Origin of the sequence: Burkholderia sp. NRF60-BP8, assembly GCF_001522585.2 — a bacterium.
GTDB lineage: Bacteria > Pseudomonadota > Gammaproteobacteria > Burkholderiales > Burkholderiaceae > Burkholderia.
Window position 1 is genome coordinate 1720141 of sequence record NZ_CP013373.1, and the last position, 21538, is coordinate 1741678.

Sequence of the window (21538 nt, forward strand, 5' to 3'; positions counted from 1 at the left end):
AGCGATATCGATGCATATCCTGCTGGTGGAAGACGATGCGATGCTGGCCGACGCCGTGCGGGCCGGCCTCGCGCAGAACGGCTGGCGCGCGGACTGGTCGGCCGACGTGCCGGCGGCGCGGCTCGCGCTCGTCGGGCACGACTACGACGCGGTGCTGCTCGACCTGCAACTGCCGGGCGCGTCCGGTTTCACGCTGCTGGCCGCGATGCGGGCGAACTACGATGCGACACCGGTGCTGATCGTGACCGCGCGCGATCAGTTGAGCGACCGTATTCGCGGCCTCGACGCCGGCGCCGACGACTATCTCGTGAAGCCGTTCCAGCTGGACGAGCTGTATGCGCGGCTTCGGGCGCTGACGCGCCGCAGCCAGGGGCGCGTGTCGGAGCGGCTGGTCTGCCGCGATGTCCATGTCGATCCGGCGCGCCGGGAAGTCACGCGCGCCGGCGAACCGGTCGCGTTGAGCATCCACGAATACCGGACGCTGCTCGCGCTGATGGAGCGGCAAGGGCGAGTCGTCACGCGGGCGCAGCTCGAGGAGCGCGTGTACGGCAACGACGGCGCAATCGAAAGCAACACGATCGCGGTGTACATCCATCAATTGCGGCGCAAGCTCGGCGACGAGCTGATCGTGACGGTGCACGGCTTCGGCTATCGCGTCGGGGAGGGCACGGCATGAGGTCGCTGCGCGTACGCCTGCTCGCGACCGTGATGGCGACGGTCGTCGTGTTCTGGGCCGGCTGGGGCGCGTTTCTCGGCATCGGCCTGTGGCGCGAACAGCGCGGCTGGCGCGACGGCTTGCTCGAGGGCGCCGCGCAACTGCTGCTGTTGTCGTTGCCCGATACGATCGATCGTCTGCCCGAAGTGCGCACGCAGGCGGTGTTGCCGAAAACGGCGTACGGCAAATACGACGTCGCGTTCCAGATCTGGGTCGACGGCCGCAATGTCATGCACAGCGCGGATGCGCCGGGGCCGGCGCTCAAGGCCGACATGCGCGACGGATACGGCGTGAGCGCCGGACGCGGTCTCGCGCACGACGAGACCTGGCGGGTTTACTCGCTCGCGGATCCGGCCGGCCGGATTCACGTGCAAACCGGCGGGCCGGCCACGACCTGGCAGGAGAAGGCCAGCAATGCGGTGCAGCTCGGCCTGTTCAATACGGCGGTGATGCTCGCGATGCTGGGCGTGGCGATCTGGTGGGGGATCCGCTGGTCGTTCGGGCCGGTGCGCGAGGTTCAGCGGGCGATCCAGCACAAGGCCGCGTTCGATTTTTCGCCGTTGCCGTTGACGATGCTGCCACGCGAACTCCGGCCGCTCGTCGAATCGTTCAATCGGCTGCTCGCGCGGCTGAGCCAGGCCGTCGATACCGAGCGCCGTTTCATCGGCGATGCGGCGCACGAATTGCGCATTCCGCTGGCAGCGTTGTCGGCGCAGGCGGAAGTGGCATTGCGGGCGGACGATCCGACGGACAAGGACGCCGCGCTGCGCCGGCTGGCAACGGGCGTCGAGCGCAGCGCGCGGCTGTCGGCGCAATTGCTCGAGCTGGCGCGGCTGGATGCCGGCTCGCGTGCGGAGCAGCATGGGCCGGTCGACCTGGCACGGCTGGTTGCGTTGATCGCGAGCGACTTCGATGCGGTCGCGCATGCGCGCGGGCAGACAGTGCGGGTGGCGGTCGAGCCGGTATGCGTGTGGGGCGACCTGGACGAAATCGCGATCGCGGTGCGCAACCTGATCGACAACGCGCTGCGTTACGGCCGCGAAGGCGGACGGGTCGAGATCGCATGCGATGGCGTTGCGGATGCAGGGCGGGTCGGATTGCGTATCGCGGACGACGGGCCGGGCGTGCCGATCGATCAACGCGGGCGAATCTTCGAACGCTTCTACCGGGTGCCGGGCACCGCGCAGCCGGGAAGCGGCATCGGCCTGTCGCTGGTCGCGCGCATCGCCGAGTCTCATGGCGGGGCGGTCGACGTGACGTCCGGTATCGACGGGCACGGGCTCGCGGTGATCCTGTCGTTTCCGATCTGGCTCGCGCCGGAGCGGTGGCAGCGCTAGCGTGGACGCCGCGTCGCGTCGAAACGAAAAAAAGCGCCGGCAAGCGGCGCTTTCTCGCATCGGCTACGCGACGCTCAACGCACCCAGCGGCACACCTTGTGATGGTGATGCTCGAAGTGACACACGCGGTGCGGATGCGCTTCGGCGATGGCCGGCACGAGCACGGCGGCGGCCACGGCGGCGGCGGTGAGGGTTTTCAGTAGCGTCTTCATGTCGAGGTCCTGTCGTTGAATGAATCAAGAGTGCGCAGCGGCATCACCACTGCGGCCGCTGATCGTCGCGACGGTCGTCACGGCGGTCATCCCGGCGATCGCGGTCGTCGCGCGGGCCGGGGGGATGCCGGGCTTCCCAGTCGCGGCGCTCCCAGTAGCGATTTCCGTCCCAGTAACGATCGCCATGCCAGCCGATCGTGACTTCGACAGGGCCAGGGTAGGCGACGCACCCGGCGAGCATCACGCTCGAGAGCGTGCCCACCATGACTGCGGATAACACGATGGATTTCATGTCGTTCTCCCTTGGTAACGGCAAGTGGATCGTACGAGCCCCCAAAATTTCACGTGGTAAGAAGTTGCTACCGCCGATGACACGTGCAGGCGTTTCGTCAGGAACGTGAAAGCATGCGTGCGCGGCGTGCGGGCCGTCCGCGCAGCGCGGATGCGCACCCGTGCGCGCCGACGACGATTCCACCCATTGTTCAGACAAATCCTGACGACCCAAAGGGTCATCACGTAATCGGATTGAGAATGATTTGCGTTTACGTTAAATTTCCTTATCTCGGAATTTGACGGAGCAGATCGATGGCCATGGCGGAAGTACTCGACCGACCGGCGGCGACAGCGGCAAACCCGTTCCTCGGCAGTTGTCCGGACTTGCCGCCGCGCGCCGCGCCGCGTGCGCGCCGGGCGTCCGAGCCCCGTGCGCAGGGCGCGTTGCTCGACGTGCTGATCGCCCATCGCGCGATGCTCGTCAACGTCGCGCGCGGCTTCGTCGGTTGCGCGAGCCGCGCGGAAGACGTCGTGCACGACGTGTTCGTGAAGCTCGTCGAATTCCCGAACCAGGACGCGGTGCGCCAGCCGGTCGCGTACGTGACGCGAATGGTGCGCAATGCGTCGATCGACGCATGCCGCCGGCAGAGCCTGGAAAACGTCTATCACACGGAAGAGGACGACGGCTTCGACGTGCCGTCGCCCGAGCCGACGCCGGAAGCCGCGCTGATGACACGCGATACGCTGCGGCGCGTGTGGGCCGCGCTCGACGACCTGCCGGCGCGCAGCCGTGCGGCCTTCGAGATGGTGCGGCTGCGCGAGGAGACGCTGCAGACCGCGGCGCGCGCGCTGAACGTGTCGCAGACGCTCGTGCATTTCATGGTGCGCGACGCGGAGCGCCATTGCGCGGAATGCCTCGACGCATGCCATCGCGGCGTCGCGTGCCCGGTGTTCCTCGGCGGCCGCGCGCGGCGGCGGTAAAAATACGCGCCGGTCAACCGTCTATCAGACAGGAGCGGCCGAATCCGCCGCTTCGCCTCCTTCAACCGCCCAGCGATTTCCGATCATGACGCAAGCCCCGACGCCTTCCGCCGACACCGACGATCTCGTCTATACGGTCGTCATCAACGACGAAGAACAGTATTCGATCTGGCCGACGTTCCGGCCCGTGCCCGCCGGCTGGCGCGAAGTGGGCGTGAGCGGCCCGAAGGCCGATTGTCTCGCGCACATCGAGACCGTCTGGACCGACATGCGCCCGGCGAGCCTGCGCCGCGCGATGGACGGCGAGCGCGCGACGCGCGCGTCGTGACCTGCTGCGCCGCGGGTGCGGCGCCTCACCTGAAGAGGACGTTTGCATGACCCTGCTTTCGTTGCCGACGCTCGACGACCTGCGTATCGAGCCGGGGCTGCCCACCGTCGTGTCGCCGCGCGGCAACGACGGGATGTCGATCGACGACGTCGCGCCGCTGGCGCGCGAGATCGCGGCCGACACGCTCGAACGGGCGGGCGGCGTGCTGTTCACGGGCTTTCGCGTGCCGTCGATCGACGCGTTCCAGCAATTCGCGGCGTCGTTCGGCGATCCGCTGATCGGCTATGAATACGCGTCGACGCCGCGCAGCCAGGTCGAAGGCGCGGTCTACACGTCGACCGAATACCCGCCGCACCGCGCGATTCCGCTGCACAACGAACAGTCGTACACGCGCGAATGGCCGCTGCGCATCTGGTTCCACTGCGCGCTCGCCGCGCCGAAGGGCGGGGCGACGCCGATCGCGGACAGCCGCGCCGTGTACCGTGCGCTCGATCCGGCGCTCGTCGCGCGCTTCGAGAAACGCGAGCTGCTGTACGTGCGCAATTTCGGGCAAGGGCTCGACTTGCCGTGGCAGCAGTCGTTCGGCACCGACGAGCCGGCCGAGGTCGAGCGGATGTGCGCGGCGCGCGGCATCGAGTGCGCGTGGCGTACCGACGACGACGGCGAACTGCTGCTGCGCACGCGCGAACGCTGCCAGGCCATCGCGCGCCATCCGCGCACGGGCGAGCGCGTCTGGTTCAACCAGGCGAACCTGTTTCACCTGTCGGCGCTCGACGAAGACATGCAGGAAGCGCTCGTCGATGCGGTCGGGCTCGAGAACGTGCCGCGCAACGTGTACTACGGCGACGGCGAACCGCTCGAGGCCGACGCGCTCGCGCAGATCCGCGGGGTGCTCGACCAGCAGCGCATCGTGTTCCCGTGGCGCACCGGCGACGTGCTGATGCTCGACAACATGCTGAGCGCGCATGCACGCGACCCGTTCGAGGGGCCGCGCAAGGTCGTCGTCGCGATGGCGCAGAGTTACACGGTCCCGCGCGACCGAACGGAGGATCGATGACGCGTAGTACCGCCGCGCTTGCCGCGCGCGGGCTGTCGGTGGGATATCGCGACCATGTCGTGATCGACGGGCTCGACCTGTCGATCGCGGCCGGCCGCGTCACCGCGCTGTGCGGGCCGAACGGCTGCGGCAAGAGCACGCTGCTGCGCACGCTGGCGGGCCTGCAGCCCGCGCGTGCCGGCCATGTCGAAGTGAACGGCAAGCCCCTTGCATCGTTTCGCCGTCGCGCGCTCGCGCGCGAGCTGACGATGCTCGCGCAGTTCAACCAGATTCCGTCTGGCCTCACGGTGCGCGAGCTCGTCGCGTACGGGCGCTATGCGTACGGCGGCTTCCTGCGCGGCCTGTCGCGGATCGATCATGCGGCAATCGACGAGGCGCTCGAGACGAGCGGCCTCGCCGACGATGCGCAGCGCGACGTCGGCGCGCTGTCGGGCGGCGAGCGCCAGCGCGCGTGGATCGCGATGGCGCTCGCGCAGCAGGCGCCGATCGTGCTGCTCGACGAACCGACGACCTATCTCGACATTCATCACCAGCTCGACATCCTCGATGCGCTGCGTGCGCTGAACCGCGCGCGCGGGCTGACGATCGTGTGGGTGCTGCACGACCTGAACCAGGCGGCCGCGTACAGCGACGAGATCGTGCTGATGCGCGCGGGCCGCCTCGTCGCGCAGGGCACGCCCGACGCGATGCTCGACCCGGCGCGGCTGCGCGCGGCGTTCGGCGTCGAGATGCTGAAGCTCGCGCATCCGCGCACGGGCGCACCGATGTGCGTGCCGGCCTACGGGCCGTCGACCGACGGCGCGGCGCAGGCGGCCGGCGTCTTCGACCGGGATCTCGCCGTATGACGACGTTCGCGATGCGCAAGCGCCTCGCGGCGACGGGCCACGGAGCGACGACGGGGCGGGCCGGCGCGATCGCGTTCTGCCTCGTCGCGCTGATCGCGCTGCTCGCGGCGCTGCGGATTGCCCCCGATCTGCGCGTGTGGTGGGGCGCGGCGCCCGGCAGCGATGCCGCGTCGCTCGCGCACGTATTCCTGTTCGATCTCAATCTGCCGCGCGTCGCGGCCGCGCTCGTCGCCGGCGGCTGCCTCGGCATCGCCGGCGCGCTGTTCCAGTCGCTCACGCGCAATCCGCTCGCGTCGCCCGACCTGCTCGGCGTGACGGGCGGCGCCCAGCTCGGCCTGCTCGCGGCGATGCTCGTGCCGACGCTGGCGGGCGTCGCGTCGGTGCCGCTGCTGTTCGTGTGCGGGCTCGCCGCGGCCGCGTGCGCGATCGTCGCGGCGGGCGGCTGGCGCGCGACGCCGTTGCGGCTCGTGCTCGCGGGCAGCGTGTGCATGCTGCTGTTCGCCGCGCTGTCGACACTCGTGCTCGCGTTCTTCGAGCAGAACATCGCGGGCGCCGCGCTGTGGACCAACGGCAGCCTGTACCAGCCGGGCGCGACGGGTCTCGCGCTCGCCGCGCGCTGGCTCGTCGTGCCGCTGATCGCGCTGCCGTTCGTGATCCGGCCGCTGAATCCGCTCACGCTCGGCGACGATGCGGCGGCCGCGGCCGGCGTGCGCGTCGATGCGACGCGACTCGCCGCGACGATCGTCGCGGTCGCGTTCACGAGCGTGGCCGTCAGCATCGCCGGCCCGCTGTCGTACGTCGGCCTCGTCGCGCCGAACCTGCTGCGCCAGGTGCGCGGCGCGCGCGCGGCCCGGCTCGGCGCGCTGGTGCCGCTGTCGGCGCTCGCCGGCGGCGCGCTCGTGCTCGTCACCGACAGCGCGGTGCTCGCGTCGGGCCTCGACGCGACGCTGTCGACCGGCGTCGCGATCGCACTGGTCGGTACGCCGCTGATGCTCGCGATGATCCGGCGCGGCGCCGCGTGGTCGGGCGTGCTGCACGCGGATGCCGAACGCGCGGCGGGCGGCGGCGCGACGCGGCTCGTCGGCTGGCTTGAACGACTCGACTGGCCGCTGCGCACCGCGCTGTTCGTCGCGACGGGCGGGCTGGTGGTGTTGATCGGCGTGTCGGCCGGGCCGGAGTGGCTGTCGCCCGCGCGCTGGTTGGCCGCGCTGTCCGGTCACGATGCGCTCGCACGCATGCTGATCGACCTGCGCCTGCCGCGCCTGCTGTGCGCACTGCTCGCCGGCGCGCTACTTGCCGTCAGCGGTGTCGCGATGCAGAGCGTCGTGCGCAATCCGCTCGCAGGCCCCGAAGTGCTCGGCGTCACGCAGGGCGCGGGGCTCGTCACGCTGTTCGCGTTGTCGACGTGGCCGCTGATGGGCCACGTGACGCTTGCCGCCGCCGCGCTGATCGGCGGCGGGTTGTCGCTCGCGATCACGCTCGCGCTGAATCACCGGCATCGCTACGCGCCGCTCGCGGTCGCGCTGACGGGCATCGTGATCGGCGCGTTGTGGACCACGCTCGCGCAATGGCTGATCACGCAGGAAAGCGTGCAGCCCGCGCGCTTCGTCGTGTGGCTCGTCGGCGGCACGTATGGCCGCAGTTGGGGCGAGGTGTCGATGCTGTTGCCGTGGTGCGCGCTCGCGGTGCCGGTGTTCGCGTGGCTCGCGAAACCGCTCGACATGCTCGCGCTCGGCGACGACCAGGCCGCTGCGCTCGGCCTGCCGGTGGCGGCGCTGCGGCCGCTCGCGCTGACGATCGCGACGCTTGCCGCGTGCGCGGCGGTCGCGGCGGTCGGGCCGGTCGGCTTCATCGGGCTGATGGCGCCGCACGTCGCGACGATGCTCGGCGCGCGCCGGCATCGCACGCGGCTGTGGCTCGCGGCGGCGTGCGGCGCGTTGATCCTCGGCGCCGCGGATCTCGCGGCGCGCATCGTCGTCGCGCCGCGCGAAGTGCCGGCCGGCGTGCTCACTGCGCTGATCGGCGCACCGTACCTGCTCGGGCTGCTGATTCTCGAGGGGCGCCGCGCCCGGCGCGCGGGGCGATGACGCCGTCGCTCGACGGCGCGCGCGCCACGCGCTTTTCGGCGTTCGCGCCGCAACCGTTCGCCGAACACCTCGACGTCGTGTGGCTCGGCATGCCCGACGATGCACGCGCGCCGGGCCGCATCGTCGTGCCCGTCAGCGCGTTGCCTGCGCACCGCGACGCCGTGCTCGGCGCGATGGTCGACCATTACGGCGGCGATCCGACGCAGCATGCGCGTGCGCTGATGTCGCAGTGGAGCAAATACTATTTCGGCCGCGCGGCGCCGGCCGGCGTCGTCGCCGCGCTCACGCTCGGCCGGCCGCTCGACATGACGCCCGAGCGCACGTTCGTCGCGCTCGACGACGGGATGCCGGCCGCGCTGTATTTCGCGAGCGATGCGCTCGGTGCGCCGTGCGACGATCCCGAGCCGCGCTATGCGGGGCTCGTCGCGCATCTCGGCGCGGTGATCGACCTGCTCGCGGCGATGGGGCGCGTCACGCCGCGCGTGCTGTGGAGCAACGCGGGCAATCTGCTCGACTATCTGCTCGATACGTATCGTTCGCTGCCGTGCGCGGCGGATCCCGTTCGCGACGCGAGCTGGCTGTTCGGTTCGACCTGCGTGCACGGCGAGCCGAATCCGTTGCGCATGCCCGTGCGCGACGCGCTGCCGCGCTCGCCGCTGCTGCCGACGCCGTTTCGCGCGCGCCGCGTGTGCTGCCTGCGCTACGAAATTCCTGGAGAAACGCAACTGTGTGGAAGCTGCCCCCTGCTACTGACGATGGACGACGCGGCGCTGGCCGAGCAGGACGCGATCCGGTGACGCGCCCCGGCCGCCGGCACGCGCTCGGTGCACTCGCCGCGCTCGGCGCCGCGTGCTGCGGCGCGTTGTCCGCATCGGCGGCCGCCGTTTCCGCGGCCGGGGGCGCAAGCGGTACGCAAGGCGCCGTGTCGTTGGCCGGCAATCCCGTCGTGTCGCAGGCCAGCGCGACGATGCCCGTGCGGCCGCAGCGCGTGGTCGCGCTCGACTTCATGTTCGCGGAAAGCGTGATCGCGCTCGACATCGTGCCGGTCGGGATGGCCGATACGGCGTTCTACCCGGGCTGGCTCGGCTACCGGAGCGAGCAGCTCGCGCGCGTGACCGACGTCGGCTCGCGGCAGGAGCCCGGGCTCGAGGCGATCGCGGCGGTCAAGCCGGATCTCGTCATCGGCGTCGGCTTCCGGCATGCGCCGATCTTCGACGCGCTCGACCGGATCGCGCCGACGATCCTGTTCCAGTTCAGCCCGAACGTGTCGGAGGGCGGCGTGCCGGTCACGCAGCTCGACTGGATGCGGCAGATCTTCCGGACGATCGGCAAGGTGACGGGGCGCGACGCGCGCGCGCAGGCAGTCGAAGCGCAACTCGACGCCGGCATCGCGCGCAATGCGGCGCGGCTCGCGGCCGCGGGCCGCGCCGGCGAGCGCGTCGCGCTGCTGCAGGATCTCGGCTTGCCCGATCGTTACTGGGCCTATACGGGCAACAGCACGTCCGCGGGCCTCGCGCGGGCGCTCGGGCTCGATCCGTGGCCGAAGAAGCCGACGCGGGAAGGCACGCTGTACGTGACGTCGGCCGATCTGCTGCGGCAGCGCGATCTCGCCGTGCTGTTCGTGACCGCGTCGGGGATGGACGTGCCGTTGTCGGCCAAACTCGATTCGCCGGTGTGGCGTTTCGTGCCCGCGCTGAAGGCGCACCGGATCGCGCTGATCGAGCGCAACATCTGGGGATTCGGCGGCCCGATGTCGGCGCTGAAGCTGGCCGACGTGATGACCGACACGATGCTGAAGCTGCCGGCCGTGCGCTGAGCGCGCGGAGGATGCCGCCGGGGGCGGCCGCTGGGGCCGCCGCGTGAACTGGCAGGTCGCCGTGTTCGCTTGACGATGCGTGGCTTCCGCCTTTTTCTCTTCTCCACGCGTGAGCCCGACTCCCTGCCGAAACGACAATCGCCGACCTACTGCCAGTGCAGCGTGCCGGCAATTTTTCGATCGGCCGTCGCGTTACGCGCTCAGCGCATCGACGCCATCCTGCGCACGCAGTCGCGCCGGTTGCGTGTCGCTGACGATGCGCCCGTTGTCGAGCTTCAGCAGACGGTCGGCGAGATCGAAGTAGCGGTCGTCGTGCGTGATCACGATCACGGCCTTGCCGCGCGCGCGCAGCTCGGGCAGCAATTGCTCGTAGAACACGGCCTTGAACGACGGATCCTGGTCGGCCGCCCATTCGTCGAACAGGTAGAACGGACGATCCTCCAGATACGCGACGACGAGCGCGAGCCGCTTGCGCTGCCCGGTCGACAGCGCGCGCGTCGAGAACGCGCCGTCGACCACCTTCACCTTGTGGTCGAGCGCGAGTTTCGCGACGAGCGCGTTCGCCCGCGCGTCGGCCTGCGCGCGCGACGGATCGTCGGGGTCGACGATGCCGAGCAGCGCATCGAACAGATGGAAATCGTTGAACACCGCGCTGAAGCGCTGCCGGTAGGCCGCGCGCTCGCGCCAGCCGATCGTGCGGCCGTCGACCTCGATCGTGCCTTGCTCGGGCTCGTAGAGCCCCGTCAGCACCTTGGCGAGCGTCGTCTTGCCGCTGCCGTTGCCGCCGACGATGAACACGAGCTCGCCCGGCCTGATCGTCAGGTCGATCGGCCCGATGCTGAACATCCGTTCGTCGCGCTCGTGGAAATACGCGTGCGTGACGCCGCGCAGCGTGACGGCGCCGGCCGGCGGCACGTCGGGTGCGTCGGCCGCGGGCGGCATCGTGCGCAGCGCGCCGAATTCGGCCATCACGCCTTCGATCCGCGTGAGCGACACGCGCGCCGCGTTGACGGTCGGCAGGTTGTTCAGCAGGCCGTCGAGCGGCACGAGCATGAACAGGAACACGACGACGTAGCCGGCGGCCGCGGCCGGGTCGGCATGCACGCCGAGCTGCGGCCAGAACGACGCGACGCCGAGGAACACGTAGAACAGGAAGATGATCCAACCGACCCCGACCGCATACGCGCTGAACGCGCGGCGGCGGTGGTCGCGCACCTCGCCGATCGCGGCGCCGAGCTGGCCGTCGACGAACTGGCGGGCGCGCGCATCGTGCAGCTTCAGCTCCTTCGCGCCGGAGAACAGCGAGCCGAGATAGCCGAACAGGCGGTCCTGCGCGTGGCCCGCGGCTTCGAGCGACGCGATCGCGCGGCGGTCGCCGGTGTGATAGCCGAGCGAGCCGGCGACGATCGCGGCCAGCGCCAGCACGCACACGGGCCAGGACAGCCACGCCAGATAGCCGAGGCAGCCGAACACGATCGAGCCGTGCATGACCAGGTTCGGCAACGCGAAGAACAGCATCGACACGTTGGTCGCGTCGTCGGTCAGCACCGACTGCACGGGGGCGGCGCCGATTCGCTCGATGTCGCGCAATTCGGCCGCGCCGACGCGCCGCGCCAGATGCACGCGCAGCCGCGCCATCGTGTCCTGCGACAGGCGGGCAAACAGCGTGCCCGACACGATCCGCGTGACGAGCGCGATCACCGCGCACAGCGCGAAGCGCCACGCGAGCGATGCATCGGCTGCCGCCGGTTGCGACAGCGCGCGATTCAGCGTCGCGACGAGCAGCACGCTCGCGACGCCGTTCAGCACGCACGCGGTGAGCGCCAGCGCGAGCGACACGCGGCTTTCGCGCAGCAGCGCAAGGATCAGGCGCGCCGCGGGGCGGGCGGGGGAAGCGTCGAGGGACGGCGGGGAAGAAGGCTCGTGGGCGGCTGTCATCGGCAACGTCGGTAAAGGGAAGGCAGGCAATAACGCGAAAACGGCAAATCCGGCGCGAACGCAGCGGGCGGGACCGGCCCCGTTGCGGCGTTCCTCCCTGATAGACGAACGGGCCGCGCAAATATTTAGCCCCATCGTCAAAAAAACGGTCGCGCGCACTTTGCGGGCAAAACGGTAAAAAATCGGCCGCGTCGTTCGTCACACCAGTGAAGCCGCCCCAAGCGGCCCCGAGACTTGGCCGAAGCGGCCGGACCGAAGGACTTCACGCACATGACGAGTTTCCCGACTGCGCTGCATCACCGAATCCGCGCACTGGCGCGCATCGCGCCCGACGCACCCGCGATCGCGGTGCCTTTCCAGAACGACCTGCGCCTGTCGCGCGGTGCGCTCGACGCACGTGCATCGCAACTCGCCCGGCAATTGCGCGCGGCCGGCGTCGGCGCCGAAGTGCGGGTCGGCGTGTGCGTCGAGCGTTCGTGCGAACTGTTCGTCGCGCTGCTGGCCGTGCTCAAGGCAGGCGGCGTGTTCGTGCCGCTCGATCCGCGCCATCCGGCCGCACGCCTCGACTGGATCGTGTGGGACGCGCAACTGCGGCACGGCATCGTCGACGCCGCCGGCCGCGCGGCGCTCGGCGCGCCGTTCGAACACGCGTTCGACGCGACGGCCGACGCATCGGGTGTCGCGCAGGACGATGCGTTCGACGACGACGCGACGACCGTGCACCCGCGTTCGGCCGCGTACATGATCTATACGTCGGGCTCGACCGGCACGCCGAAGGCGGTGGTCGTCGAGCACGGGCCGCTCGCCGCGCATTGCGACGCGCTCGCGGCCGCGCTGCCGATCGAGGCGGGCGACCGTCTGCTGCATTTCGCGTCGGTCAATTTCGACGCCGCGCACGAATGCTGGCTCGCACCGCTCGCGGTCGGCGCCGGCATCGTCGTCGCGCCGCCGCAGCCGTTCTCGCCGGACGCCGCGCATGCGCTGATGGTGCGTGAAGCGGTCAGCGTCGCGGCATTTCCGCCCGCTTACCTGCGCGAATTCGCGGCCGTCGCCGCGCGCGACGGCGTGCCGCCGGCCTTGCGCGTACTCGCGTTCGGCGGCGAAGCGCTGCCGCAGCAGGCGTTCGAATGCGTGCGCCGCACGTTCCCGGCGGTCCGCCTGATCAACGGTTACGGGCCGACCGAGGCCGTGATCTCGCCGATGCTGTGGCCGGTCGAGCCGGGCGAAACGCCGGCGCTGGCCGCGGACGACGCGTATGCGTCGCTGCCGATCGGTCGCCCGATCGGCCCGCGCGTGGCGCGCATCGACGGCGCCGCGGCCGATGGCGTGGGCGAGTTGCTGCTCGGCGGCGTCTGCGTCGCACGCGGTTATCACGGTCGCGCGGCGCTCACGGCCGAACGTTTCATTCCCGATGCGCACGGCGAACCCGGTGCGCGCGTCTATCGCACCGGCGACCTCGCACGCCAGCGCGACGACGGCGCGTTCGACTATCTCGGCCGCCTCGACGATCAGGTTCAGGTGCGCGGCGTGCGCGTGGAGCCGGCGGAAATCGCCGCATGCCTGCGCGCGCACCCGGCCGTGGCCGACGCGGCCGTGGTGGCCGAAATCGCCAATGGGCCGACGCGGCTGATCGCGTGCGTCGCGCTGCGCGCGGCGGCCGACGATGCCGCATTGAAGGCGCACGTGGCCGCGCACTTGCCGGCCGCGTGGCAGCCGCATCGGTTCGTGCGTTGCGATGCGCTGCCGTACACGCTGAACGGCAAGCTCGACCGTGCCGCGCTGCGTGAGCGGATCGCCGCCGCGCGCGACACGGCGCAAGCCGTGGGCGAGGCGCCGCGCACGCCGACCGAGCGGCAGATCGCGAGCCTCTGGCAGACGCTGCTGGGCCTCGACGTCGCGCCGTCGCGCGACGATCGCTTCTTCGCGCTGGGCGCCGATTCGCTCGCCGCGATGCAGTTACAGGCCGCAATCCGCGCCACCGTGCGCGTGAATCTGCGGCTCGATACGCTGTTCGCCGATCCGGCGCTCGCCGAACTGGCCGCAACGCTCGACCGGGCGGAACGCGAGACCGGCGAACCGGTGGCCGCGATTGCCGCGCGCCGTGCGACGGCCGATGCGGCGGCGCCGGGTGCGCAGGGTGCGCCGCACGTCGACCGTGCGGCATCGCTCGCGCAGCAACGTTTCTGGGTGCTCGCGCAAACGCGCGACGCCAGCGCCGCGTATCACATCGCCGCACACTGGACGATCGACGGCGTGCTCGACCGCGACGCGCTGCAGCGTGCGCTCGATCACGTGATCGGCCGTCACGAAGCCTGGCGCACGACGCTCGTCGACAACGACGACGGTGTCGTGATGCAGCGGATTCATGCGCATCTGCCGGTGCCGATCGCCGCGGTCGACCTGCGCGACCAGCCGCCGGTCGCCCGCGACGCGCAAGCCGCCCGACTCGCCGAGCGCGACGCGGCCGAGCCGTTCGACCTCGCGCGCGGCCCGCTGCTGCGCGCGACACTGATCGCGCTCGCCGACGATCGTCACCGCCTGCTGCTGACCGCGCATCACGCGATCACCGATGGCTGGAGTTCGCGCTGCGCGTTCGACGAACTGTCGGCTGCATACCGCGCGTATGCCGAAGGCCGCGAACCGTCGCTGCCCGACTTGCCGATCCAGTACGCCGACTACGCGGCCTGGCAGCGCGACATGCTGGCCGGCGGCGAGGGCGCGCGCCAGCTCGACTACTGGCGCGGCGCGTTGCGCGACGTGCCGGGCCCGCTCGCGCTGCCGGTCGACCGTCAGCCGGGCGCGGCACGCACGCTGCACGGCGCGCGCGTGTCGGTGCGCCTGCCCGACGCGGTCGCGGCCGACGTGCGGCAGCTCGCACGCGACGCACGGGCAACCGTCTTCACGGTGCTGCTGGCCGCGCTCGACGCGTGGCTGTCGCGCCTGACCGGCGAAACGGACGTCGTCGTCGCGGTGCCGGTCGCGCATCGCCAGCGCCCCGAAACGCGTGCGTTGCTGGGGCTTTTCCTGAATACGGTCGCGCTGCGCGTACGCGTGGCGCCGACGCTGCCGTTCCGCGCGCTCGTCGACGCGGCGCGCACCGCGGCGCTCGACGCGGTCGCGCACCAGGACGTGCCGTTCGAGCGCGTCGTCGACGCCGTGAAACCGCCCGTCAAGCGCGGCGACGAATGGCTGCGGGTGAAGTTCGCGCAGCAGTTCGACGCACGGCACGACAGCGTGCTGCCGGGCGCCACGGCGGTCGCGACGCCGGGGCCCGATCTCGCCGCGCGCTTCGACTTCGCGCTGGATTTCACCGACGACGCGAACGGGATCGAACTGGTCGCGGCCTATGCGACCGACTGCATCGATGCCGATACCGCGCGTGCATGGCTCGACAGCTATGCGGCGCTCGTCGGCGCGGCCGCGCGCGATCCGCAGTACACGACCGCCACGCTACCGTGCGACGCATCGGCCGCGACGCGCCAGCCGCGCAACGGCCGTGCGCTGCAAGTCGAGCATGCCGACGTCGTCGCCGCATTCGCCCGGCAGGCGGCCGCGTATCCGCATCGCATCGCGCTTTCCGACGCGTCGGCATCGCTGACGTTCGCCGAGCTCGACGACGCATCGAACCGCATCGCGCGGGCGTTGGCGCAACGCGGCGTGGGCGCCGAAGCGGCCGTCGTCGTCTGCATCGAGCGCTCGGCGCGTTTCGTCGTCGGTCTGCTCGGCGCGCTGAAAGCCGGCGCGCTGGCCGTGCTGCTCGATCCCGCGCAGCCGGCCGCGCGACTCGCCGCGGCGGCGGCCGACTGCGGCGCGCGCTGGGCGCTCGTCGCGGAGCCGGCCGCGTGGCCGGCGGGCCTCGACGCGCAGCCGCTCGACGTCGACGCGCTCGTGCAGGACGCGACGCTCGCCCATGCGGCCGGCGTGCGCGTCGCGCCGCACCCGGAACAGGGCGCGTACCTGATCTATACGTCGGGCTCGACCGGCGCGCCGAAGGGCGTCGTCGTCTCGCACGGCGCGCTGGCCGACTACGTGCAGGGGATGCTCGACGAATTCGCATTCGCACCCGACGCGTCGTTCGCGATGGTGTCGACCGTTGCGGCCGATCTCGGCCACACGACGCTGTTCGGCGCGTTGTGCGCGGGCCGCACGCTGCACCTGCTGCCGGCCGCGTGCGCGTTCGATCCGGATCTGTTCGCCGACGAAATGCGCCGTCGCGACGTCGGCGTGCTGAAGATCGTGCCGAGCCATCTGCAGGCGCTGCTCGATGCGCGCGCGCCGGCCGACGTGCTGCCGCGCCACGCGCTCGTCACGGGCGGCGAAACGCTCACGTGGGCGCTGGTCGCGCGGCTGGCCGCGCTCGCACCGGCCTGCCGCGTGATCAACCATTACGGGCCGACCGAAGCGACGGTCGGCGCGATCGCATGCGACACGGCGTCGATCGCCGCCGGCGCGCGCGATCCCGCGAGCGGCGTACCGCTCGGCGTGCCGCTGCCGAATGCGCGCGCGCTGGTGCTCGACGCGTTCGGCGCGTGCGTGCCGGCCGGCGCGACGGGCGAGCTGTATCTGGGCGGGCCGGGCGTCGCACGCGGCTATCTCGGACGCCCGGCGCAAACCGCCGAACGCTTCGTGCCCGATCCGTTCACGCCCGGCGCGCGGCTGTATCGCACGGGCGACCGCGTGCGGTTGCGCGCGGACGGCCGCCTCGTCTTCCTCGGCCGTATCGACGACCAGGTGAAGATTCGCGGCTACCGCGTCGAGCCGGGCGAGGTGAGTGCGGCCGTGCGCGCGGCCGGCCCGATCGCGCAGGCCGAAACGCTCGCGATCGAGCACGATGGCCGCCTGCGGCTCGCGACGTTCGTCGTGATGCGCGACGGCGCGACATTCGACGAGGCCGCGATGCGCGCCGCGCTCGCCGCGACGCTGCCCGACTACATGGTGCCCGCGCAATTCGTCGCGCTGGCGCGCCTGCCCGTGACGGCGAACGGCAAGATCGATCGCGCGGCATTGCGCGAGCGGGCGGCCGTGCCGGTCGCGGTTGCGTCCGGCGACGCGCCGCAGGGCGCGGTCGAAACGGTGCTCGCCGACGTCTGGCAGGCCGTGCTGAAGGCGCCGAAAGTCGGCCGCGACGACAATTTCTTCGAACTCGGCGGCGATTCGATCCTCGTGCTGCAGGTGATCGCCCGTGCGCGCAAGCGCGGCGTGCGCTTCACGCCGAAGCAGCTGTTCGACGGGCCGACCGTCGCCGAACTCGCACGCATCGCGAAAACGGACGACACGGCCATCGCCGCCCGGCCTGCAAGCGCAGACGCGACTGCCGTCGCGCTGCCGGCTGCCACGTCGATCCTGACGCCCGCGCAACAACGCTTCTTCGCGCTCGATATCCCGCACCGCGGCCACTGGAACCAGGCGGTGTCGTTCGATGTGCGCGGCGCGTTCGACGCGGACGCGTTCGCCCGCGCATTCGACGCGCTGCTCACGCATCACGACGCGTTCCGTCAGCGCTTCGCGCGCGGCGCGGACGGCGCGTGGCACGCGAGCGATGCGGCGAAGCCGTACGACGCGCTGCCGTTCGTCGAAGTCGCCGCGCGCGACGAAGCCGACGCGCTGGCGCGCTTCGACGCGCTGCAACGCCGTCTCGACCTCGGCAGCGGGCCGCTCGCGTGCGCGTGCGCGGCACGGCTGCCGAACGGTTCGACGCGGCTCTATCTCGCGATTCACCATGCGATCGTCGACGGCGTGTCGTGGCGAATCCTGCTCGACGACCTGGACACCGCTTATCGCGCCGCATGCGAGCGCACGCCGATCCGCCTGTCGCAACCGGGCCTGCGCGCGGACGTGTGGGCCGCCCGGCTCGCCCGCGCCGCAACGGAACCGGCGTCGCCGTTCGCCGCCGAAGCCGCCTACTGGGCCGGCATGGCGCAGGGCGACGACATCGTGCCCGATCACCCCGATGCAGCGGCGACGAACGCCGACGCGGCCGTCGTCGTGCAGACGATCGACGCGGCATTGACCCGCGCCGCGCTGACCGACGCGCACGCGGCCTATCGCACGCAGACGATCGAGCTGCTCGGCGCGGCGCTCGCGCTGGCGCTGGCCGGCGCGCGCGGCGCAGCATCGTGCCGGGTCGAACTGGAAGGGCACGGCCGCGAAGCGCTGTTCGACGACGCGGATGCCAGCCGCACGATCGGCTGGCTGACGAGTCATTACCCGGTGACGCTGCCGGTCGAAGCGACGGCCCGCGACACGCTGTGCGCGGTCAAGGACACGCTGCGCGCGGTGCCGCACAAGGGGCTCGGCTTCGGCGTGCTCGCGCACCATCGCGATACGGCGACGCGCGCGACGCTGGCCGCCGTGCCGCGCCCGCGCGTCACGTTCAACTATCTCGGCCAGTTCGACGCGCCGCGCGATGCACTGCTCGTCCCGCGTTTCGGCGGCACCGGCGTCGAGCGCGACCCGCAGGGCCCGCTCGGCAATACGCTCGCGATCCATGCGTACCTCGACGCGGACGGCGACGGCGCGCGCACGCTGAAGGTTCACTGGGTCTACGGTGCGCCGCAATTCGAACGCGCGACGATCGACGCGTTCGCCGAACGTTTCGCGCTCGCGCTGCGCGAACTCGTCGATGCCTGCGCGTCGCGCGTCGCGCATCGCGGCGCCGGCGCGACGCCGGGCGATTTCCCGCTCGCGCAGGCGGCCGGTCTCACGCAGGCCGCGATCGAGCGCGCACCGCTCGACTGGCGCGCGATCGACGACGTGTATCCGCTGTCGCCGATGCAGCAGGGCATCCTGTTCCATGCGCTGTTCGCGCCCGGCCACGCGAGCTACGTGAACCAGCTCGTCGCGACCGCAACGGCGCTCGACGCCGACCGGCTCGCGGCCGCGTTCGACGCATCCGTCGCGCGTCACGACATCCTGCGCACGAGCGTGATGCCCGACGAAGCCGCGCCGCTGCAGTGCGTGCATCGTCACGCGCGCATGCCGGTCGAGCAGCTCGACTGGCGCACGCGCGGCGACACGCTCGACGCCGATTTCGACGCGTGGCTCGCGGCCGATCGCGCACGCGGCTTCGACTGGCGCGAGCCGCCGCTGATGCGGCTCACGCTGATCCGCGTGACGGACGACGCATGGCGCGTCGTATGGACGCGTCACCACGTGCTGCTCGACGGCTGGAGCACCGCGCGGCTGCTCGCCGACGTGCTGCGCGACTACCGCGACCCCGACGCCGTGTCGCCGTTCGCGAGCCGTCCGGCGCTGCGCTATCGCGACTTCATCGCGTGGCTCGGCACGCGCGACCGCGACGCCGACGAGCGCTTCTGGACCGAGCGCCTGGCGCGGCTCGATGCGCCCACGCTGATCGCGGAACGCACGGCCGACCGCGCGGATGCCAAGATGGTCACGTGGCGCGCGACGCTCGACGCCGACACGACGATGCGCGTCGCGCAGACCGCCCGCGCGTTGAAACTGACCGTCAACACGCTGGTGCAGGGCGCATGGGCGCTCGCGCTGCAGCGGATGACGCACCAGCCGGCCGTCGCGTTCGGCGCGACCGTCGCGGGCCGTCCCGATGCGCTCGCGGACGTCGACTCGGTGCTCGGTCTTTTCATCAACACGCTGCCGGTGATCACCGCGCCGGCGCCGCAGCAACGCGCGGCCGACTGGCTGCAAACGCTGCAACGCGAGAACGCGGCCGCCGCCGAACACGCGCACACGCCGCTCGCCGACATCCAGCGCTGGGCGCGCGGGGCGGGCGGCGCACTGTTCGATACGCTCGTCGTATTCGAGAACTATCCGGTGGACGATACCGCGCGCGATACCGATCCGCGCGCGCTGGCGTTGAGCGGCGTACGCAGCATCGAAGCGACCGATTTCGCGCTGACGCTCGTGATCGAAACCGGCGTCGAACTGACGATCGACTACGGCTACGACACCGCGCGCATCGACGCGCGTCAGGTCGAGACCTGGCACCGCGCCTTCGCCTGCGCGCTCGATGCGCTGGCCCGGACGCCCGACGCGCGGCTCGGCACGCTGTCGATCGCCGACGATGCGACCCGCGATGCGCTAACGCGTGCGCAGGACACCGCGCGTACCTGGCCGGTGGAACGACGGCAACCGCTGCACCTGCAATTCGGCGACGCGGCACGGGCGACGCCCGACGCGACCGCGCTCGAATACGCGGACGCTCACGGCCATGTGCAGCGCGCGACCTATCGCGAACTCGACGCCGCGACGTCGCGCATTGCCGCCGCGCTGCGCCGGCGGGGCGTGCAGCCCGATACGCCGGTCGCGTTGTGCGTCGAGCGCTCGTTCGACATGGTGATGGCGCTCGTCGGCGTGCTGAAGGCCGGCGCCGCGTATCTGCCGGTCGATCCCGACTATCCGGCCGAGCGCATTGCGTACCTGCTGCGCGACGCGCGGCCGGCCGTCGCGATCACGCAGGCGCATCTGCGCGAACAGGTCGAGGCCGCGCTGGGCGAGGGCGCCGGGACGCAACTGCTGACGGTCGCGGAACTGCTGGCCGACGAAGCGGGCGATACCGACGATGATGCCGCCGCGATCGACGACGCGCAGCTCGCGTACCTGATCTACACGTCCGGCTCGACCGGCAAGCCGAAGGGCGCCGGCAACACGCACGGCGCGCTCGCGAACCGGATCGCGTGGATGCAGCACGCGTACCGGCTGACGCGCGACGACGTCGTGCTGCACAAGACGCCGTTCGGCTTCGACGTGTCGGTGTGGGAATTCGTGTGGCCGCTCGCGATCGGCGCGAAGCTCGCGATCGCGGCGCCGGGCGACCACCGCGATCCGGCGCGTCTGGCCGCCGCGATCCACGCGCACGGCGTGACGGTGCTGCATTTCGTGCCGTCGATGCTCGCGGCGTTCGCCGCGTATCTCGACGACTTCTCGGCCGCCGCGCAATGCGACAGCGTGCGCCTGATCGTCGCGAGCGGGGAGGCGCTGGCGGCCGAACTCGTCGCGAAGATGGCGCGCCTCTTGCCGAACGCGACGCTCGTGAACCTGTACGGGCCGACCGAAGCCGCGATCGACGTGTCGCACTGGACCTGCGGCCCCGACGACGCGCATGCGGTCGCGGTGCCGATCGGCCATCCGATCGCGAACCTGCAACTGCACGTGCTCGATGCCGCGTGGCAGCCGGTGCCGGCCGGCGCGACCGGCGAACTGTATCTCGCGGGCGCGGGCCTCGCACGCGGCTATCTCGGCCGTCCGGCGCTGACCGCCGAGCGCTTCGTGCCCGACCCGTTCGTGCCGGGGGGCCGCATGTACCGCACCGGCGACCTCGCGCGCCGGCGCGCGGACGGCGCGCTCGACTACCTCGGCCGCGTCGATACGCAGGTGAAGCTGCGCGGCCAGCGAATCGAGCCGGGCGAGATCGAGGCGCTGCTGCGCGCGGCGCCGGGCGTCAACGACGCGGTCGTGATCGTGCGCGACGAGCAGCTGATCGGCTACGTCGCCCGCGGCGACGCGGGTCCGCTCGACCGCGCGGCGTTGCTCGATGCGCTGCGTGCGCAACTGCCGGCGTACATGGTGCCGTCGCAGCTGATCGAACTCGATGCATTGCCCGTCACGCCGAACGGCAAGTGCGATCGCCATGCGCTGCCCGCGCCGGTGCGTGAAGCGACCGAAGCCGTCGAACTCGCGACCGATACCGAGCGTGCGCTCGCGCAAATCTGGCAGCGCGTGCTGCACGTGGACGCGATCGGTCGCGACGGCGATTTCTTCCTGCTCGGCGGCCACTCGCTGCTCGCGACGCAGGCCCACGCGCAGGCCAACCTGCATTGGGGGCTCGCGCTGCCGCTGCGCACGCTGTTCGACACGCGCACGCTGGCGCGCTGCGCGCAAGCGATCGACGCGGCCTGCGCGGCACGCGGCACAACCGACGCGGCAAGCGCGATCGACGCGCTGCTCGGCGAACTGGAAACCCAATAAGGAC

13 protein-coding genes are annotated in these 21538 nt (G+C 71.5%); 10 read left to right on the forward strand and 3 right to left on the reverse strand.

Annotated elements, in window-relative coordinates; genetic code table 11:
• Positions 1-10 precede the first annotated feature (10 nt).
• Complete coding sequence (locus WS54_RS21395; RefSeq protein ID WP_059785671.1) at positions 11-676, forward strand: response regulator transcription factor; 666 nt, start codon at positions 11-13, stop codon at positions 674-676.
• The gene (locus tag WS54_RS21400; protein ID WP_059785674.1) at positions 673-2052 is read left to right on the forward strand and encodes an ATP-binding protein; all 1380 of its coding nucleotides are present in this window, start codon (positions 673-675) and stop codon (positions 2050-2052) included. The genes WS54_RS21395 and WS54_RS21400 overlap by 4 nt, the downstream gene beginning before the upstream one ends.
• Positions 2053-2126: 74 nt before the next feature.
• Here WS54_RS21400 and WS54_RS34025 read toward each other — a convergent pair whose 3' ends face one another.
• Together WS54_RS34025 and WS54_RS21405 are read right to left on the reverse strand one after the other, a co-directional pair.
• The gene (locus WS54_RS34025) at positions 2127-2264 is read right to left on the reverse strand and encodes an HHHH-motif protein (protein ID WP_014897078.1); all 138 of its coding nucleotides are present in this window, start codon (positions 2262-2264) and stop codon (positions 2127-2129) included.
• Positions 2265-2307: 43 nt separating this feature from the next.
• Positions 2308-2556, reverse strand: coding sequence for a hypothetical protein (locus WS54_RS21405; RefSeq protein WP_082725187.1), 249 nt, complete (start codon positions 2554-2556; stop codon positions 2308-2310).
• Between the two features lie 293 nt (positions 2557-2849).
• Here WS54_RS21405 and WS54_RS21410 point away from each other — a divergent pair, with 293 nt between their 5' ends.
• The 7 genes from WS54_RS21410 to WS54_RS21440 all read left to right on the forward strand — a co-directional run bounded on the left by WS54_RS21410 (position 2850) and on the right by WS54_RS21440 (position 9651).
• Positions 2850-3518 (forward strand): RNA polymerase factor sigma-70, encoded by a 669-nt coding sequence (locus WS54_RS21410; protein ID WP_059785676.1) that lies wholly within the window; start codon positions 2850-2852, stop codon positions 3516-3518.
• Positions 3519-3603: 85 nt separating this feature from the next.
• On the forward strand, positions 3604-3846 hold the full coding sequence (locus WS54_RS21415; protein ID WP_006476052.1) for an MbtH family protein: 243 nt from the start codon (positions 3604-3606) through the stop codon (positions 3844-3846).
• A 46-nt stretch (positions 3847-3892) separates the two neighbouring features.
• Positions 3893-4903 carry a TauD/TfdA family dioxygenase gene (locus WS54_RS21420; RefSeq protein WP_059785680.1) on the forward strand — a complete coding sequence of 337 codons (1011 nt, stop codon included), beginning with the start codon at positions 3893-3895 and terminating at the stop codon, positions 4901-4903.
• Complete coding sequence (locus WS54_RS21425) at positions 4900-5748, forward strand: ABC transporter ATP-binding protein (RefSeq protein WP_034207281.1); 849 nt, start codon at positions 4900-4902, stop codon at positions 5746-5748. Before WS54_RS21420 ends, WS54_RS21425 begins: the two co-directional genes overlap by 4 nt.
• Positions 5745-7835 carry a Fe(3+)-hydroxamate ABC transporter permease FhuB gene (gene fhuB, locus WS54_RS21430; protein ID WP_059785683.1) on the forward strand — a complete coding sequence of 697 codons (2091 nt, stop codon included), beginning with the start codon at positions 5745-5747 and terminating at the stop codon, positions 7833-7835. The genes WS54_RS21425 and fhuB overlap by 4 nt, the downstream gene beginning before the upstream one ends.
• Positions 7832-8632 carry a siderophore-iron reductase FhuF gene (gene fhuF, locus WS54_RS21435; protein ID WP_059785687.1) on the forward strand — a complete coding sequence of 267 codons (801 nt, stop codon included), beginning with the start codon at positions 7832-7834 and terminating at the stop codon, positions 8630-8632. Before fhuB ends, fhuF begins: the two co-directional genes overlap by 4 nt.
• Entirely contained in the window at positions 8629-9651 is a 1023-nt protein-coding gene (locus WS54_RS21440) for an ABC transporter substrate-binding protein (protein WP_059785690.1), read from the forward strand. The genes fhuF and WS54_RS21440 overlap by 4 nt, the downstream gene beginning before the upstream one ends.
• 192 nt (positions 9652-9843) lie before the next feature.
• On the opposite strand, the gene WS54_RS21445 is transcribed toward WS54_RS21440, so the two are convergent.
• Positions 9844-11589, reverse strand: a complete 1746-nt coding sequence (locus WS54_RS21445) for a cyclic peptide export ABC transporter (protein ID WP_059785696.1) — start codon at positions 11587-11589, stop codon at positions 9844-9846.
• A gap of 270 nt (positions 11590-11859) precedes the next feature.
• Here WS54_RS21445 and WS54_RS21450 point away from each other — a divergent pair, with 270 nt between their 5' ends.
• Positions 11860-21534, forward strand: coding sequence for a non-ribosomal peptide synthetase (locus WS54_RS21450; RefSeq protein ID WP_059785980.1), 9675 nt, complete (start codon positions 11860-11862; stop codon positions 21532-21534).
• Positions 21535-21538 lie beyond the last annotated feature (4 nt).

Bases quoted from the DNA above. Each gene is read 5' to 3' on its own strand.
- WS54_RS21395 (WP_059785671.1), top strand. From the start codon at position 11: ATGCATATCCTGCTGGTGGAAGACGATGCGATGCTGGCCGACGCCGTG.
- WS54_RS21400 (WP_059785674.1), top strand. From the start codon at position 673: ATGAGGTCGCTGCGCGTACGCCTGCTCGCGACCGTGATGGCGACGGTC.
- WS54_RS34025 (WP_014897078.1), bottom strand. From the start codon at position 2,264: ATGAAGACGCTACTGAAAACCCTCACCGCCGCCGCCGTGGCCGCCGCC.
- WS54_RS21405 (WP_082725187.1), bottom strand. From the start codon at position 2,556: ATGAAATCCATCGTGTTATCCGCAGTCATGGTGGGCACGCTCTCGAGC.
- WS54_RS21410 (WP_059785676.1), top strand. From the start codon at position 2,850: ATGGCCATGGCGGAAGTACTCGACCGACCGGCGGCGACAGCGGCAAAC.
- WS54_RS21415 (WP_006476052.1), top strand. From the start codon at position 3,604: ATGACGCAAGCCCCGACGCCTTCCGCCGACACCGACGATCTCGTCTAT.
- WS54_RS21420 (WP_059785680.1), top strand. From the start codon at position 3,893: ATGACCCTGCTTTCGTTGCCGACGCTCGACGACCTGCGTATCGAGCCG.
- WS54_RS21425 (WP_034207281.1), top strand. From the start codon at position 4,900: ATGACGCGTAGTACCGCCGCGCTTGCCGCGCGCGGGCTGTCGGTGGGA.
- fhuB (WP_059785683.1), top strand. From the start codon at position 5,745: ATGACGACGTTCGCGATGCGCAAGCGCCTCGCGGCGACGGGCCACGGA.
- fhuF (WP_059785687.1), top strand. From the start codon at position 7,832: ATGACGCCGTCGCTCGACGGCGCGCGCGCCACGCGCTTTTCGGCGTTC.
- WS54_RS21445 (WP_059785696.1), bottom strand. From the start codon at position 11,589: ATGACAGCCGCCCACGAGCCTTCTTCCCCGCCGTCCCTCGACGCTTCC.
- WS54_RS21450 (WP_059785980.1), top strand. From the start codon at position 11,860: ATGACGAGTTTCCCGACTGCGCTGCATCACCGAATCCGCGCACTGGCG.